This is a genomic window from Tsukamurella sp. PLM1 (assembly GCF_023168325.1).
GTDB lineage: Bacteria > Actinomycetota > Actinomycetes > Mycobacteriales > Mycobacteriaceae > Tsukamurella.
The window spans coordinates 1,298,499-1,313,799 of the sequence record NZ_AP025688.1 but is presented as its reverse complement, the minus strand read 5'-3'; the positions used below and the strand labels follow the sequence as shown (position 1 = coordinate 1,313,799).

The 15,301-nt window shown below is 65.0% G+C and carries 16 protein-coding genes; 9 read left to right on the top strand and 7 right to left on the bottom strand.

Going from position 1 to position 15,301, the window contains the following annotated elements; translation table 11 throughout:
- Positions 1-17: 17 nt before the first annotated feature.
- The gene (locus MTP03_RS06930) at positions 18-1,481 is read right to left on the bottom strand and encodes an aldehyde dehydrogenase (protein ID WP_248491349.1); all 1,464 of its coding nucleotides are present in this window, start codon (positions 1,479-1,481) and stop codon (positions 18-20) included.
- Between the two features lie 300 nt (positions 1,482-1,781).
- Between MTP03_RS06930 and MTP03_RS06925 the strand changes: the two genes are divergently transcribed.
- From MTP03_RS06925 to MTP03_RS06895, 7 genes are all read left to right on the top strand, one after another.
- On the top strand, positions 1,782-2,741 hold the full coding sequence (locus MTP03_RS06925) for an NAD(P)-dependent oxidoreductase (protein ID WP_248491348.1): 960 nt from the start codon (positions 1,782-1,784) through the stop codon (positions 2,739-2,741).
- 62 nt (positions 2,742-2,803) lie between these two features.
- Positions 2,804-3,676: an NAD(P)-dependent oxidoreductase gene (locus MTP03_RS06920; protein ID WP_248491346.1), complete on the top strand. Its 873-nt coding sequence runs from the start codon at positions 2,804-2,806 to the stop codon at positions 3,674-3,676.
- Between the two features lie 59 nt (positions 3,677-3,735).
- Positions 3,736-4,659, top strand: a complete 924-nt coding sequence (locus MTP03_RS06915) for an alpha/beta hydrolase (RefSeq protein ID WP_248491345.1) — start codon at positions 3,736-3,738, stop codon at positions 4,657-4,659.
- A gap of 62 nt (positions 4,660-4,721) precedes the next feature.
- Complete coding sequence (locus tag MTP03_RS06910; protein WP_248491343.1) at positions 4,722-5,108, top strand: cupin domain-containing protein; 387 nt, start codon at positions 4,722-4,724, stop codon at positions 5,106-5,108.
- 83 nt (positions 5,109-5,191) lie between these two features.
- On the top strand, positions 5,192-5,740 hold the full coding sequence (locus MTP03_RS06905) for a cupin domain-containing protein (RefSeq protein ID WP_248491342.1): 549 nt from the start codon (positions 5,192-5,194) through the stop codon (positions 5,738-5,740).
- A gap of 127 nt (positions 5,741-5,867) precedes the next feature.
- Positions 5,868-6,209 (top strand): carboxymuconolactone decarboxylase family protein, encoded by a 342-nt coding sequence (locus MTP03_RS06900; RefSeq protein WP_248491340.1) that lies wholly within the window; start codon positions 5,868-5,870, stop codon positions 6,207-6,209.
- A gap of 21 nt (positions 6,210-6,230) precedes the next feature.
- The gene (locus MTP03_RS06895) at positions 6,231-7,199 is read left to right on the top strand and encodes an aldo/keto reductase (RefSeq protein ID WP_248491339.1); all 969 of its coding nucleotides are present in this window, start codon (positions 6,231-6,233) and stop codon (positions 7,197-7,199) included.
- Positions 7,200-7,280: 81 nt separating this feature from the next.
- On the opposite strand, the gene MTP03_RS06890 is transcribed toward MTP03_RS06895, so the two are convergent.
- The 6 genes from MTP03_RS06890 to MTP03_RS06865 all read right to left on the bottom strand — a co-directional run bounded on the left by MTP03_RS06890 (position 7,281) and on the right by MTP03_RS06865 (position 13,481).
- The gene (locus tag MTP03_RS06890; protein WP_248491338.1) at positions 7,281-8,690 is read right to left on the bottom strand and encodes an aldehyde dehydrogenase family protein; all 1,410 of its coding nucleotides are present in this window, start codon (positions 8,688-8,690) and stop codon (positions 7,281-7,283) included.
- A gap of 237 nt (positions 8,691-8,927) precedes the next feature.
- The gene (locus tag MTP03_RS06885; protein WP_248491337.1) at positions 8,928-9,986 is read right to left on the bottom strand and encodes an amidohydrolase; all 1,059 of its coding nucleotides are present in this window, start codon (positions 9,984-9,986) and stop codon (positions 8,928-8,930) included.
- A 30-nt stretch (positions 9,987-10,016) separates the two neighbouring features.
- Complete coding sequence (locus MTP03_RS06880) at positions 10,017-10,370, bottom strand: hypothetical protein (RefSeq protein WP_248491336.1); 354 nt, start codon at positions 10,368-10,370, stop codon at positions 10,017-10,019.
- 49 nt (positions 10,371-10,419) lie between these two features.
- Complete coding sequence (locus tag MTP03_RS06875) at positions 10,420-11,337, bottom strand: MFS transporter (RefSeq protein WP_256465272.1); 918 nt, start codon at positions 11,335-11,337, stop codon at positions 10,420-10,422.
- Between the two features lie 353 nt (positions 11,338-11,690).
- Positions 11,691-12,383 (bottom strand): hypothetical protein, encoded by a 693-nt coding sequence (locus MTP03_RS06870; RefSeq protein WP_248491334.1) that lies wholly within the window; start codon positions 12,381-12,383, stop codon positions 11,691-11,693.
- Between the two features lie 222 nt (positions 12,384-12,605).
- Positions 12,606-13,481, bottom strand: coding sequence for a helix-turn-helix transcriptional regulator (locus MTP03_RS06865; RefSeq protein ID WP_248491333.1), 876 nt, complete (start codon positions 13,479-13,481; stop codon positions 12,606-12,608).
- A 138-nt stretch (positions 13,482-13,619) separates the two neighbouring features.
- Between MTP03_RS06865 and MTP03_RS06860 the strand changes: the two genes are divergently transcribed.
- Positions 13,620-13,949: a carboxymuconolactone decarboxylase family protein gene (locus MTP03_RS06860; RefSeq protein ID WP_248491332.1), complete on the top strand. Its 330-nt coding sequence runs from the start codon at positions 13,620-13,622 to the stop codon at positions 13,947-13,949.
- On the top strand, positions 13,946-15,205 hold the full coding sequence (locus tag MTP03_RS06855) for an MFS transporter (protein ID WP_248491330.1): 1,260 nt from the start codon (positions 13,946-13,948) through the stop codon (positions 15,203-15,205). The genes MTP03_RS06860 and MTP03_RS06855 overlap by 4 nt, the downstream gene beginning before the upstream one ends.
- The last annotated feature ends 96 nt before the right edge of the window (positions 15,206-15,301 follow it).

Sequence of the window (15,301 nt, the reverse complement as noted above, 5' to 3'; positions counted from 1 at the left end):
TCACGTCCGTATTCGGGTTATGAGAGGGAACCCGCGAACTCCGGCGGCAGGCCGATCGAGCGCAGCTCGGTGTACGCGTCGAGCCCCTCGGCGCCGTTCTCTCGGCCGATGCCGCTTTGCTTGAACCCACCGAACGGGGCCTGCATACCGATCGGGCTACCGTTCAGCTCCACCACGCCCGTCCGGATCCGCTTGGCGACCTCGAGGCCGTGCGCCAGATCAGCGGTGAACACTGCGCCGTTCAACCCGTACGACGAATCGTTCGCGATGGCGACGGCGTGGTCCTCGTCGCGATAGGTCATCACCGCGACGACCGGACCGAAGATCTCCTCCTGGGCGATCGTCGCATTCGGGTCGACTCCGGTGAAGACCGTGGGCTCGACGTACCAGCCTCTGTCGATCTCGGCCGGACGTCCGCCACCCTTGACCAGGGTGCCACCCTCCTCACGGCCGAGTCGGATGTAGCGCTCGACGGTGTCTCGGTGTCGCTCACTGAAAAGCGGCCCGATCTGGGTGGCGTCGTCGTGCGGGTCACCGATCGGCATGGTGTCGACCATCGCATTCAAGCGCTCCACGAAGTCCGCCTCCATCGACGCCGGAACCAGAATCCTGGTCTTGAGCGTGCAGACCTGACCGTTGTTGCGGAACGCACCCATCCGGAGAGATTCGACCGCTTCGTCCAGATCCGCGTCGTCGAGCACGATCGCAGCCGACTTCCCGCCCAGCTCCAGGGTGACTCGACGGATGTCCGAACCGCAGAGCGAGGCGATCCGGCTTCCGGCACCGGTGGAGCCGGTAAAGGTCACCTTGTCGACACCGCGGTGACTCACCAAGTGCTCCGCAGCCGCACGTTCGGCCGGCACGATGTTGATCACGCCCGGCGGGAAGCCGGCCTCGTCGATCAGCTCCGCCAGCAAGTACGCGTCCAGCGTGGTCTGCGGTGCGGGCTTGAGCACGAAGGTGCAACCGGCGAGCACAGCAGGGACGATCTTCTGCATGCTGATGCCCATCGGAACGTTCCAGGGAACGACCGCGGCGACGACGCCGACCGGCTCCCGGGTGACCAGAGCGCTTCCGGTCGCCGTCCTGCGCACCTCGCGGAACCGGTACTCCCCGATGAACTCGGAGTATGCATCGATCACCCGCAGCGGGTTCGCGGCCTGAACCGTCCGAGACTGCGTAATCGGGCAACCCATCTCGGTCGTGATCAGCGTGGCGATTCGCTCCTGGTTCTGCTGGAGGAGCTCTCGGAGCCTCGCGACGACGGCGACTCGCTCTTCGAGCGGCGTCGTCGGCCACGGGCCCGTGTCGAACGCGCGACGGGCCGCCGCGACGGCCACGTCGATGTCCGCCGCCGAGGCGGACGCGACCTCCGCCAGCAGCTCCTCGGTCAGCGGAGAAACGATCGGGATGCTCTCACCGGTCGCCCGGACCCATCCCCCGTCGACGTAGATGCTTCCGTGTCGGTGTTCCACCAGCATGAGTACTCCTTATCCGTACGGGACGGGGTCATTGCAGGCGACCAGACGCGGCGCCCGTCGTTCCAAGCGGCCGTCGCCTCGCACCACCCGAAGGCGCCGACCCTAGCCACATCTTACACTGGAGAATAAGTAAGATAGTTGACAGTCGGATAGCTGCTTGGTTTGATTGCAGTGTCGGCCATCACACCATTGGAGATGTGACGCGCCCGGCTCACGCGCCTCACCATGACGCCCGAGCCGCGTCGGACCGGCACCGTACTGCGTAGGCCACGGATCAAACGAGGCAGAGGGAGACGAACAGTGTCAACGAAGGAAACGGTTCTCGTCACGGGAGGCTCCGGGTTCATCGGATCACGCGTCGTCGAACGCCTGAGCGCGACAGGCCGGTACCACGTGCTCGCCGCCGACGCCGTGCGCACCGAGCGCTCGGCCGCACTGGATTCCCTCCCGGACGTCGAGTTCTGTGAAATCGATCTCCGGAACAGCGAGGCGGTCGACGCCCTCGTCGCGCGCACCCACCACATAATCCACCTCGCCGCGATCCGGGCGGTGGCAGGTGCCGGAAACCCTCGTGCCGCTTTCGAGGTCAACGTCATCGCCACCTACGACCTCATGGACGCCGCGAAGCGACACGGAGTCCGTCGCATCGTCTACGGCTCGTCGCACAGCGTCTACGGCTCGTTCGCCACGTTCCGTCCGTTCCGGCACCGGGAGGACGAGACGGCGGACGGACGTGGCATCGGTATGTACGGCGCGAGCAAGCTCGCGGTGGAGGCCTACCTCGAGGCCCACGCGAACGGCGGCGGTGCCGAGTTCCTCTCCCTGCGTCTGGGCACGATCTACGGGCCCGGCGTCAATCGCGACAACTCGCTCGGCGGCATGATGATGGACGTCATCGATGCGGTGCGCAGTGGCCGGCAGGCCGTGGTGCGGTGGGCGCCGGACGCCCTGCACGACCTGGTCTACGTCGACGACGCAGCGACCGCGATCGCGGATGCGATCACCGTCCCGGCGACCGAGAAGGCGGTCAACATCGTCGGCGAGCCGATCAACACCACTGATCTCTTCGAGCGACTGATCGAACTCACGGGCGCCGAGAATCCCTCCGTCGAGTGGACGTCGGAACTGGTCCGGTACCAGCAGGTGTGCCGGGACCGCATGCTTGCCATGGGCTTCGGCCCGTCGCTCAGCACCCCCATCGATGCGGGCCTCCAGGCGTTCATCGACTGGCACCTCGCCGGCTCGGCCGCGCGCGCCTGAACCGGCACCCATCGCCGGGCGTCTCGGCGATCAGTTCCCACATCGACACAGGAGATACATCAGTGACTGAGAAGATCGGCTTCATCGGTACCGGTTCCATGGGCTCCGCCATCGCGAGCCGCCTCGTGAGCGACTACGACCTGTACGTCAACGATCGCAACAGGAGTTCTACGGACGGCCTCGTCGGGATGGGCGCGACCTTCGCACCCGCCGTCGAGATCGCCGGGCAGTGCCGGTTCGTCTTCCTGTGTCTGCCGGCACCGGTGCACGTCATGGGTCTCCTGTTCGGGGACGACGGTATCGCCGATGCATTCGAGCCCGGGACCGTGGTCATCGACATCACCACGGGCACGCCGACCAGCGATGCGGAGATCGTGGCGGGCCTGGCTGAGCGCGGCGTGAAGTTCCTCGACTCGCCGATCGGCGGCGGCGTGCGCCGGGCCGCGGACGGTACATCGACCCTGATGGTCGGCGGGGACGCGGCCGTCTTCGATTCGGCACTGCGTATCCTGAACACCGTCACCCCCAACGTCTTTCGCGTGGGACCGTCCGGAGCCGGACACGCGATGAAGCTCGTGAACAACCTGCTCAACTCCTGCAACCGTTTCGCGGCGCTGGAGTGCATTCGGCTCGGCCAGGCCGCCGGCATGGACCAGGACACCATCGTGGAGGTCCTCAACTCATCGACCGGACGCAACTACACGACCGAGTACACATTCCCGACGCTGCTCAGTGGTGAGACGTACAAGAAGCAGGGCTTCACGCTCGAGTTGATGGTCAAGGACGTCCACCTGGCGAACGAGCTCGCCGACGCCTACGAGCATGCCACTCCGATCGGCCACCTGGTCGAAGAGCTGACGCAGCAGGCGATCAACCGGTTCGGCCCGGACGCGGATCAGAGTCAACTCATGGCCGAGTGGTATCCACAGCGCTGACGGGTCGAGCATCCCTCCCGCCCCGCCCCGCCCCGCCCCGCCCGTCGCCTGGAGCCCCCATGAATGAACTCGCCGAAGAGGCGAAAGCCCTCAACGCCCGTGCAGCAGCGCTGCCTCCGATCTACACGTTGCCGCTCGATCAAGCGCGTGCGCGAATGCGCGAAAGCCTGATGGAGGAGCCGCGGCCGAGCCAATTGATCGTCACCGACTTCGCAGTGGCGACGACGGACGACCAGGTATTGGTGCGGTCTTACCACCCCGCACCGGGATCCACTAAGCCGGTGCTCGTGTTCTTCCACGGCGGTGGCTGGGTGTTCAACGATATCGACACGCACGACACGCTCTGCCGGATCGTCGCGGAGGTATCCGACTGCCTGGTGCTCTCGGTGGACTACCACCTGAGCCCGGAACACCGCTACCCCACGGCGATCAACGAGGGTCGTGACGTGGTCGACTGGGTCGTGGCGAACGCGTCCTCGATCGACGCGGATCCTGCCGCGATCGCGCTCGGGGGCGACAGCGCCGGCGGACAGATAGCGATCGCGTTGACGAAACGGCTCCGGGATGAAGGCGGCCCGGCGATCAGGGCGCAGTTTCTGTTGTACCCGGTGCTCGACTACTGGGACCCGGGTACGCCGTCGTACGACGAGCGGGGCGCCGGATTCGCGGTGACGCTCGAGTTCATGCAATGGATCTGGGACGCGTATCTGCCCAGCGACTGGGAACGGCAGGATCCCTATCTCTTCCCGCTGCGAGGAGAGCTCAGCGGCCTCCCGCCCACCGTGATCTGCGTCGCTGAGTACGACGTACTCCGCGACGAGGGGTTCGAGTTCGCGGAGCGACTACGAGCATCCGGAGTACCGGTCGAGTTGATCCACGCGGCCGATCAGATGCACGGCTTCGCGAACCACACGTCGAGGATCGCGAGTGCCGCAGCGCTGATCCGCGAGACCGCCGAGCGGTTCAAGAACATGCTTGGCTGAGCCGCACCTCTTCCGGACCGATTCTCACTCATCACCCACGACATGACATATAGGAGAATTCAATGCTCACAGTGATCCGAGGCGCCAATAGCGAACCCTCGGCCCTGGCGGACGGCACCTTTACCGGTGAGGCGTGGCGCGACATGCTGATGGCACCCACCGACGGGGTCGCGGTCGGCAACAACTTCTTCGCGCCATGCGCGCGGACGTACTGGCATTCACACGTCGGCGGACAGCTACTCATCGTCCTCGCCGGCGAGGGCCACGTCTCGGACGAGAACGGTGTCGTGACCGTTCGTGCCGGTGACATGATCTGGACCCCTCCGGGCGTCCGGCACTGGCACGGGGCCGCGAACGATCGATACATGCTCCACACGTCTGTCACGCTCGGCGCGACGAACTGGGAAGAGGCAGTGAGCGACCTTCAGTACGAAGCCGCTCGCGCCTGACGAGCGGAGGCCCGATCGCGGCGACCGACCGGACGCCGCACGAAGCGCGCGGCGGCCGCCCGCGCATCGAGGAGGAAACGACGATGTCCGACAACGACGAACCGAAGCTCGCCCGGGTGGTGGTGACCGGCATCACTCAGGATGGCCGGTCGACGATCACAAGCGATGGTCCGGCCACGCCGTGGGTCCGCAGGCCCACCGGAACCCTAGTCATGGAGCTGTGGCGCGCCGACACGCTGCCGATCTCGGTCGACGACGATTCCACCCTCGGCGACGAGGTCGTCCTCGCACCACCTGCACAGGGAGTCGCCGTGCGTACCACGGTCTTCCCACCGGACAGCTCGATCTCGCCGGAAGCCGCGGCGGCGTTCAAGGCCGCGATGAAGGACATCTATGGCGCCGGCAACGAGGGCACCGCAGACTCCGTGCCCGGGATGCACAGCACCGAGACGATCGATGTGATGACCGTCATCGAAGGAGAACTCTGGTGCGTCATGGAGGATGGAGAAACCGTGCTGCGCAAGGGTGACAGCATGGTCCAGCGTGGCACGCGCCATGCGTGGCAGAACCGCAGCGACGCGCCGACGACCGTCATGACGGTGATGCTCCCCGCTCATCGCCCGAACGGCTGATGAGCGTCGGCGCCCGGCGCCGACGAGCGATACCTCGAGCAGCAACCGGGACGCGGTGTACTCACCGCGTCCCGTTGTCGTCAGCACACCCGACCAGCAGTCCGATCAGTCACAGTTGAGGAGCACCATGACCAGTCCCGATCAGCCCCAGACCGATACACGTCCGAGCGGAGAGAAGCACCCCCTCGGGCAGGTCGCACCCGCGCTCATCGGTTTCACCGACGATGTCCTGTTCGGGCAAGTGTGGGAACGCGGAAACATCAGCCCCAAGGAGCGCAGTCTCGTCACGGTGGCGTGTCTCGTGACGAGCGGCAACGTCGACCAGCTCGACTACCACCTCCGCCGCGCGCAGAGCAACGGCGCGACCCAGGACGAGCTCGTCGAGGCGATCACCCATCTCGCCTTCTACGCCGGTTGGCCCAAGGCGATGGCCGCGATGGCCGCGGCGAAGCGCGTATTCGGCGAGTAGGCGAGTTCGGAGGACGGGACAATGGAATACACGCAACTGGGACGCAGCGGGGTGAAGGTCAGCCGACTGTGCCTGGGCACCTTGAACTTCGGATTCAACACCCCCGAGCCCGAATCGCACGCCGTGATGGATCACGCGCACGAACTGGGAATCAACTTCTTCGACACGTCGAACGTCTACGGTCAGTGGCCGGGCGAGCCGAGCAAATCCGCTACCGAGAAGATCATCGGTCGGTGGTTCGCCCAGGGCGGCGGCCGGCGCGAGCGCACGGTCCTCGGGACCAAGGTCTTCGAGCCGCTCAGCGACTGGCCGAACGACGGCCGCTTGAGCGCCCTTCACATCCGCCGCGCATGTGACGCTTCCCTTCAACGCCTCCAGACGGACTACATCGATATCTACCAGATGCACCACGTCGACCGGCTGACTCCGTGGGATGAGATCTGGGAGGCGATGTCCGCGCTGCGTTCGCAGGGCAAGATCCTGTACGTGGGATCGTCCAACTTCGCAGGTTGGCACCTCGCACAGGCGCAAGAGGCGGCGATCGCACGGTCGATGCTGGGCCTCGTCAGTGAGCAGTCGATCTACAACCTGGCGACGCGGGACATCGAACGCGAGGTCATTCCCGCCTGCGAGGCGTACGGCATCGGCGTGCTGGCATGGGCTCCGCTGCATCGCGGCCTGCTCGCCGGGGTACTGCACAGCGATGTCGCGGGTACGCGCTACAACGCGGAGCAGCTCGGCAAGCACCGACAACAACTCGAACGGTATGAGGACCTCTGCCGGGAGATCGGCTCGCCGCCCGCACAGGTGGCGCTCGCGTGGCTGCTCGCCCGGCCCGGGATCACGGGTCCCGTCGTCGGCCCGCGCACAAGAGAGGACCTCGACTCGTCTGCCGCAGCCACGCGAATCCGCCTCGATTCGGCTGCGATGGAACGGCTGGACAAGATCTTCCCCGGCTACCGTACGGCGCCGGAGGACTACGCTTGGTAGCCGTCCGGGCTACCTACACAGGTACAGATTCCCGCCCGATCCGCGTCGCGGATCGGGCGGGAATCGTCCCCGTCGGGACCCTTAGTTCTCGGGCAACCCCGCCGCCTCGTCAGCGAACCCGTAGACGGACTTGACCTCGAGGTATTCCTCGAGCCCGTACACACCCATCGAGCGACCGATTCCCGACTCCTTGTACCCACCCATCGGGGTAGACGGCACTGCGTTGGCGCCGTTATAGCAGATCCTGCCTGCGCGGATCCCCTTCGCGAACTCGTACCCGCGCTGACGATCCTCGCTGAACACGTAGCCACCGAGTCCGAAGATCGAGTCGTTGGCGATCTCGAGAGCCTCCTCCTCCGTCCGATACGGCATCACAACGAGGACCGGCCCGAAGATCTCCTCCTTGGCAAGGGTCATCTCCGGGGTGACGTCCGCGAGGACGGTCGGCTTGCAGAAATAGCCACGATCGAACCCCTCGATTCGACCGAGTCCACCGGTGACCAAACGGCCACCCTCGTTGAGGCCGATCTCGATGTGCCGCTGCACGCTTTCGTACTGTTGCGCGTGAACCATCGGGCCGTGCGTGGTGCTGGGGTCACGCGGGTCGCCGAACGTGGTGAGGTCGATGGCATCGACCAGGAACTTGAGGATGTCGTCCTGCTGACTCTCGTGTACGAGGAGCCGACTCGGAGCATGACAGGACTGCCCGGAGTTGGAGAATCCGCGCTGGATGTTGAAGTGCGCCGCCTTCTCCAGGTCCGCGTCCCGCAGCACGATGTTCGCGGACTTCCCACCCAGCTCGAGGCAGGTACGCTTAACGGTCTGGGCCGCTGCCTCGGCCACGCGGCGTCCGGCATCGGTGGAGCCCGTGAACGATACGAAGTCGACGTCCGGGTGGCGCGAGATCCGATCGCCCACCACGCTGCCCCGCCCGATGACGAGATTGAACACTCCGGGAGGCGTGCCCGCCTCATCCATGACCTCCGCGAGTGCAATAGCCGAGGCCGGCGATGCGTCCGCAGGCTTGAGCACCATCGTGCAGCCGGCGGCGATCGCGTAGATCACCTTGACCACGGACGTCTGGATGGGCCAGTTCCAGGGGGAGATCAGCCCACAGACGCCGATCGGTTCGCGGCGTACGATCGTATCCCCCATACGCCGCTCGAATGCGTAGTCGCGGATGACATCGCGCGCGATGGTCATGTGCCCGATAGACGATTTGACCTGCCCTGCGAACGAGACCGGAATGCCATCCTCGTACGCGAGAAGCTCAGGCAGTTCGCCCGTGCGACGTTCGTATGCGGCAATGATGCGATCGATCAGATCGATACGTTCCTCAACGCTCGTGCGGGAGAAGCTCGAGAAGGCCCGCTTGGCCGCGGCGACCGCGAGGTCGGCGTCCTCAATGCCGCCGCCGGTCGCCACCGTCGCCCACGGCTCTTCGGTCGCAGGATCGATCAGGGACGCGACCCCTCGGACGGCGCCACCCACTTGCCGTCGATGTAGAACTGCCCGTAATGCTTCATTGTCGCCTCCATATGCACTCACGCCCGCGTAACGGCAAGACAAATGTCAGACTATATCCTGCATGGGTATTCGGTCAACAGTGGCGCCGCTCCGTCGCGCTCGAGGAGGACTTCACCATCGAGCACTGCCGACGATCTCACCAGCCCCCATAGCCCGAGGTCAGCGCGAGTACGCAGTCGGGCCACGCATCCCGGACGTCCTTCAGCCCAATCGATAGAAGGCCCGCGCAGACCCACTGAACAATCGCGCCCGCTCGTAGGCGGACGCCGCGGACGCGAACTTCTTGTAGGCGTTCCACAGCACCCGATAGGTCGTCCCCATCTTGTCCACGGGAAAATTGCTCTCGAACATGCAGCGATCAGGCCCGAATGCCTCGACACACGCGTCCAGCCACGGGAACCAGGTGCGAGCCAAGTCGTCGGAGGTGGGCGGCGCCGGCGCGCGGACGTAGTCGATCGCAGCACCGCGCGCAAGGAGTCCACCGACCTTGCACCACACGTTCGGGCGTCTCGCTACCAGGTCGATCCCCGCACGCCACCGCTCGAAGTGACTCGACCGATGACGGGCATACGGTCCGTACCCCAGCGGCCCACCACAGTGGTCGACAACGATGTTGAGCTCGGGCACTGCATCCGCCAGTACGGCGACATCCGCGAGTTGGGGGTGGAACAGCCACGCATCGAGGGTCAGACCATTGCGAGCCAGCACCCGCGCAGCCTCGATCGTCCGCGACTCTCGCAACATCCCCGGACGCTCCCCCGTCTGGGTGTTGGCCACGTCCGGGCTCGAGTCCCAACCGGTGCTGAATCGTACTCCCCGGAACCTCCCGCGACCGGCCTCGATATGTCCGGCCAGCACGGGCTCGATCTCCGCGCCCAGACTTAGGTCCGCGTATCCGACGATACCCGCGGCAACCTTCGTAAGGCCGTGCTGGTCGGCCACCGACTCAGCGAGGAACTCGGTCTCCCCCACGGGATACAAAGCCTCCGGCCCGGTTCGTCGATACGCGACGTGGCACTCGACGGCGACGGTCGCATCAACTCTGTGCCCGCTGTCCACGTCCGCCTCGAACGCCGCGCGATCGTAGGCGTACGGCTCAATCCATAGGTGGTGATGAGCGTCCACGATCGGCAGATCAGGATCGATCACGTCCTCGGTCGGGAGCCTCGACAACCAATGTTCGGAGGGTTCGAAGATCGTGCCGAACTCGGACGGTCGACCGTCGACGGCATCCTTGTAGAACCGAGCATCAAGGGCCATATCGCCACCCCGATTCGCTCGCCGCCTCCATCACACCCTTCCCCTCGACTCGGCGAGCTCCATGTCCCTTTCCGCCATCGGATGAAGGAGCAGCCCACCCAGCAGGCCCGCACAACAAACAAGCATGAGGAAACCCGCTCCGTACCAGAGCGAACCACCGGCGGCACTGACAAGAGCGGTCATGACGAGTGGGACCGGACCCGATAGGACGGCGGCTGACACCTGGTAAGTGACCGCCGAACCCGTGTATCGCAGTTCCACCGGGAAAACGCTGGTAAAGAAGAGCGCCGTGACCGAATACGCCACCCCGTGCCCGATTCCCAGACCGATGATCATAGCGAGAACGATCATCGCTGTGTCGCCCGTCTGGATGATCCAGAACACAGGAAGCGGCGCAACCGCGAGGAGCGTCAGAGCCGATAGGAAAATCCGCTTAGGGCCGATACTGTCCGAGAACCACCCGACACCGCCAACGCAGAGCAGGTGCACGAAGCCTGCGGCAATGATCGCAAGAAGCATTGTTGTGCGGGAGATCCCCGCCTCCTGTGCCGTAGTTCACGGCGTAGGTGCTGTACGCGTAGAACGCGGCGCCCAGCCCACCGTTGGCGAAGCCCAATACGAGCATCGTCCTCCAGTGGTCGCGAATGCAATTCTTCAATGGGTTGGCAACGATGGTATCGGCTTCCTTCTTCTCTTCGAACTCGGGCGATTCCTCCAGTTTGAGCCGAATGAACACCGCAATCGGGAAGATGAGGGCACTGAACAGGAAAGGAATGCGCCACCCGTAGCTCTCGAGCGCATCGTCCGGCATGTAGTAGGCAGCGAGGCTCACACCGTTCGCCATGATGAGGGCGGCGGGGATACCCATCTGCGCGAAGCTGGTGTACCGCCCTCGCAGATGCGAGGGCGCGTGCTCGATCGCCATCGTGGCGACGCCCGAGAACTCACCCCCTGCCGAAAGTCCTTGCACCATCCGGCACACGATGAGCAGTAGCGGGGCCCAGATTCCGATCTGTTCATAGGTGGGCAACAGGCCCGTGATGATCGTCGCCACACCCATGCCGATCAGCGTGATGAACAGGACTGTTCGGCGCCCGATACGATCGCCCATGTATCCGAAGATGAGTGCACCCAGGGGACGCATCAACCAGGCGGAAGCAAAAGTCGCGAACGCCAACAGCGTGCCCACCGTGGGGTCGAACGACGGGAAGAAAAGCTTGTTCAGAACGAGTGCTGCTGCCACCCCGTACACGAAGTAGTCGTACCACTCCAATGCAGTCCCCAGGAAGAGCCCAGCACCGAGCTTTCCGAAGCTCGACCGCCTTCCTACGGCATCCCCACTTGTTGTCATCATTTCCAACCCTTCCCTAACGGTCTTATCGGAAACCGGCCGGGACGAACCCGCGAGTGCGACTTCCCGAGTCCTGCAGTCGCGCAAGCCCCACTGGTCGACGAGTCCCGACTCCTCTGTGAACGAACGAGCGGCGTCGCCGCAGCGACGCTTCCTCGCGTTCGATTCACTGCTGTCAGCACATCTTCACAATGTGTTGTGATAGCTGCCACAGCCATAGTGGCACAATTTGCCCGGTTGTCAATAGTCAGACTGTTGCAGATCTGCTGCTCGCCGACGAGTGTCGTCCGCCCATTCCGGCGGACACACGACGCCACAGGCGGGGCGGCGGACGCTGAGACCGACCGACCGGATCAACGTCCCTTGCGCACAAGCGCCCAGACCCGGGCGTATTCGACCCGGATCGCATCCACCCTGATCACGGCCGTCACAAGCTCGCGATCGATCGTCAGATCAATGATGCGAACTCCCGCATCGATACTCACAGGGAGGGGAACCACAGGAACACGGCGACCGCCTCGACCGAGCGACCTTGTTCCGCGACCGATCCGCAACAGCCGCAACCCGACCGCCCCAGCATCGGTCTCCACCCCCACATCGAGCCAGCCCCACCGTGGATGCTGTGCGAGACGCACACGAGCGCGCTGCGACCCCGTCGGTTCGATGAGGAAATCGCTCGCATACCGTTGCAGCAACGCGTTCACCTGATGCCAGCTCCCGGACAACTCGATGTCCAGCGGCGCAGTCACGAGGACCGGATTGACTCCGATCCTCGTGTGCACGTTGCGGGCCGTCACGTTGACTCGGTCAACCCGCAAGCCGTCGTACACGACATCTTCGGCAGAGAACGACACGTCCTCGGCTTGCCCTGCCGCCGAGCCCAGCGTCTCGAACCGTGCGTTCATCTCCCTGAGCGTGAACCCGAGAACCCGTCCACCCGTGGTCGTCTCCACGCGGGTCCCGACGAGTGTGGACCGAACCGCATCGAACAGCGGCTCCAATGGAGACTTCACCCCCCAGTTCTTGGCACCCACGTAACCGGACATGGAAGGCACGAAGGCGTTCCACTCCGGACTCCACCCCTTCATGGGCCAGGGACCGAATCGGTCGGAAGCCATCAGACCGATCGATCAACGGGAGCGCAGCGCTGCATCGTCACATCCGTCTCCACTCCGGTTCGTATGCACTCGGATCGGCCCTCCTCGGCAGTGCCAGCCCTCTCACGACCCCGCAACTGTACGACATTTTGATAGCGCGTGTTGCACCTTCTACAGGTCCGGCCACGTGAATGCCGCCGTCGAGTCGGTAGCGGCGACGCTGGCCAACAAGCGCAATCTCTCCTCGCTCGCAGAGCCCGGCTCCGCGGTGTAGATGAGGAAGGATAATCCGGGTTCGGCGGTGAGCTCCATACCCTCGTAGGTCAGGGTCAGGCCACCGACGACATGGTGGTGGAAGTCCTTCGTGCCCGAGCCGTGGCGTCGCACATTGTGGGCTCCCCATCGCGTGCGGAACGCGTCGCTGCGGGTGGAGAGTTCTCCGATGAGGTCGTGCAGTTCCCTGTCCCGCGGGTCGCGTCCGGCCTCGGTTCGCAGGATCGACACTGTCACATCGGACGCGGCCTCCCAGTCCGGATAGAACTCCTTGGCACGCTGGTCGAGGAAGCAGTACCTCGCCAGGTTCTGCCTCCCCGGTCCGTCGAAGACTTCGTCGTAGAACGCACGACCGAGCGGATTGACCGCAAGGACGTCCATGCGGCCGTTCCGCACGAACGCCGGGCCGTGCACGATCGCATTCAGTGCCCGCGTGAGACTCTCGCGCGGAGCCCACGCCCTGCCTCTGCGCCGTCGCACCGGTTGAACGACCCCGTTCGCCGACCTGGCGAGATCGAACAGATGCTCACGTTCGGCATCATCGAGTTGCAAGGCGCGGGCGACGCTGTCCAGGACGGCGTCGGATACACCGGTCAGAGCTCCTCGCTCGATCTTGGCGTAGTACTCGACGCTGACGTCGGCGAGCATCGCGACTTCACTGCGCCTCAATCCCGCAACGCGCCGGTGCCCCGACACGGTCAAACCGGCGCGCTCGGGCGTGAGATTCGCACGGCGGGACATGAGGAACTCCCGCGCTTCTCTCTTACTATCCACGCGATCAACGCTACGACGACAGCGCCCCGTGAGGGATGCCTCGCCAGTACACCTTTCAGCTGAGCCTTCCTCGTCACGGTCCCGAAGCGATCTCATGGAGTCGTTCGAGTTCCTCAGCTCTAGAAGTAGGAGACAAACATGACCGAGAACACCGGCTGGACGGGTGGCAAGAACACCTTCGGCGACTTCGCGCCCGGCATGGTGCACTACACCGATCGAGTGTTGTTCGACGAGGTCTGGGAGCGCGACGGCATGTCGAAGCGCGACCGGAGCCTGGTCACCGTCGCGGCGTTGACAGCGCTGGGCAAGACCGATCAACTGAAATTCCACCTCGGCTTCGCGCGGCAGAACGGGGTGACCGAGGACGAACTGAAGGAGGCTATCCTGCACCTTGCGTTCTATGCGGGTTGGCCCAACGGTATGGGAGCCATGTCCGTCGCGAAGGATGTCTTCGGCGGCGAGGAGTGACTCTGGAAAAGCCTTCCGCCACAACCAGCCGTGACAAATCTGCGACGCTGCCCAGACAGCGACTCGGATTCGCGGCGGCGACGGTATCGCTCGTCGCGGTATTCGCGGCCTCAGGTGCCCCGATCCCACTGTACGAGCGGTACCGCACCGCGGTGGCGTTGACCACCGGTGACCTGTCGATCGCGGCCGTCGCGTACTTCGTGGCCGTCATGATCACGCTCGTCCTACTGGGGCGTCTCTCCGACCACATCGGGCGACGGATCATCACACTGACTGCCGTTCTCCTCGCTGCAGCCGGGTCATTGGCCCTCCTCGATGTGACGGGGCTGGGCACGCTGGTCGCCGGTCGCGCCCTGCAGGGCGCCGCGTGCGGCCTCGCATCGTCCGGGATGGCTGCGTACGCCATCGACCTGGCGCCCGACCGCCCGCGCTGGCTCGCGGCGACGGTCGTCGCAGCGGCGCCACTGGTCGGACTCACACTCGGATCGGTCGGCTCGGGCGCCCTCGCCGAATACGCCCCGGCGCCGGAGCAAACCCCCTACCTCACAGTCCTACTCGCGCTGATCTTGTGCGCGGTGTTGGTCCTGCTGAGCCCCGAGCCAGTCGCCCGAAGCACGGGCGCCCTCGCCTCGTTGTACCCACGGGTACATATCCCGCACGCCATCCGTCCCCTGCTGCCCGCGTCGATCGCCGTGTTCGTCGCAACGTGGGCGCTCGGCGGCTTCTATCAGGCCTTCAGTCCGACGATCTCAGCCCAGAGCTTCGATACCACGAACACGCTCGTCGCCGGAATCGTCTTCGCTTCCTTCATGGCACCGTACGCATTCGGTGGATTGCTCACCGGACGCCTCACCCCGGTAGGAGCACAACGCGCCGGGATCCTGGTCTTCTCGGTCGCGGTGGCCGGCGTCGTGATCGGCTTGCGCACAGGCACGGTACTGACCATGATCGTCTGCGGCATGGTCGCGGGAGCCGCGCAGGGCGCGGCCTTCACCGGGTCCATGCGCAGACTGCTCCCGCGCACCAGTGCCGACGAACGGGCCGGACTGATGGCAACCGTCTACCTCTTCTCCTACGGCGGCGCTGCGGTACCGAGTCTCGTATCCGGACGGCTCACTGCGTCAGGCGTATCGCTCGAGACAATCTCCCTCGGGTATGCAGCGCTCGCGATCATCGGCGCCGCTACCGTACTGATGTCCTCCCGGCGCACCCGATCACGGGTTCAGCATCACGAAGAGACTGATCGTGATCGCTAGGCGCTCACCCTCGAGTTCGCCACCCGTCGTCGTCTGTGATCGAGATCCTGCCTCCGGACCGATCACCGGAAGGACGAACTGATCGAGGAGTTCGCG

What these genes read in the sequence shown, in the direction of transcription:
- MTP03_RS06915 (WP_248491345.1), top strand. Translation starts at nt 3,736, where the DNA reads ATGAATGAACTCGCCGAAGAGGCGAAAGCCCTCAACGCCCGTGCAGCA.
- MTP03_RS06905 (WP_248491342.1), top strand. Translation starts at nt 5,192, where the DNA reads ATGTCCGACAACGACGAACCGAAGCTCGCCCGGGTGGTGGTGACCGGC.
- MTP03_RS06895 (WP_248491339.1), top strand. Translation starts at nt 6,231, where the DNA reads ATGGAATACACGCAACTGGGACGCAGCGGGGTGAAGGTCAGCCGACTG.
- MTP03_RS06930 (WP_248491349.1), bottom strand. Translation starts at nt 1,481, where the DNA reads ATGCTGGTGGAACACCGACACGGAAGCATCTACGTCGACGGGGGATGG.
- MTP03_RS06860 (WP_248491332.1), top strand. Translation starts at nt 13,620, where the DNA reads ATGACCGAGAACACCGGCTGGACGGGTGGCAAGAACACCTTCGGCGAC.
- MTP03_RS06875 (WP_256465272.1), bottom strand. Translation starts at nt 11,337, where the DNA reads ATGACAACAAGTGGGGATGCCGTAGGAAGGCGGTCGAGCTTCGGAAAG.
- MTP03_RS06870 (WP_248491334.1), bottom strand. Translation starts at nt 12,383, where the DNA reads ATGTCCGGTTACGTGGGTGCCAAGAACTGGGGGGTGAAGTCTCCATTG.
- MTP03_RS06885 (WP_248491337.1), bottom strand. Translation starts at nt 9,986, where the DNA reads ATGGCCCTTGATGCTCGGTTCTACAAGGATGCCGTCGACGGTCGACCG.
- MTP03_RS06900 (WP_248491340.1), top strand. Translation starts at nt 5,868, where the DNA reads ATGACCAGTCCCGATCAGCCCCAGACCGATACACGTCCGAGCGGAGAG.
- MTP03_RS06910 (WP_248491343.1), top strand. Translation starts at nt 4,722, where the DNA reads ATGCTCACAGTGATCCGAGGCGCCAATAGCGAACCCTCGGCCCTGGCG.